Below are 379 nucleotides of genomic sequence, written 5' to 3'. Positions count from 1 at the left end.
CTGATCTGATACACTTCAAAGGCTTTTACGAAAGGCATCGTAGTGTCCGTGGTGAGCAAGACGTTCCATGCGGAGTTTCTACCATACTTGATGAGGAAGATTCTGACAGGTACATCTCCTAAGTTGCCGTTGAGCTGAATATACCGACATCTATACTTACGACAGTTCTTTCCTCGTTCGCGTTCATAGGCGGCAATGAGTTCTGCAACATTTTTCCTCCTGCCCGATACGGTGTATTTCGTCTTTCCCATCTTTGCAAGTCCGACAAAGTGCATCGCACCCTTACCTATGCTCCTAACACACGCCATAAGTTGCTCGCAAGTGAACCAACTGTCGGTAATCACGTACTTCGCATGTAACCCCATCTTCCATCCACGGC

1 pseudogene is annotated in these 379 nt (G+C 47.5%); it reads right to left on the bottom strand.

The annotated features are described in order from the left end of the window. Window positions 1-379: pseudogene (locus HMPREF2955_RS01255) on the bottom strand (IS4 family transposase); the annotation flags it as partial.

Source organism: Prevotella sp. HMSC073D09 (assembly GCF_001814145.1).
In the GTDB taxonomy this organism is placed as follows: domain Bacteria; phylum Bacteroidota; class Bacteroidia; order Bacteroidales; family Bacteroidaceae; genus Prevotella; species Prevotella conceptionensis.
The sequence above is the reverse complement of the archived record's forward strand: the minus strand, read 5'-3'. Positions and strand labels throughout refer to the sequence as shown.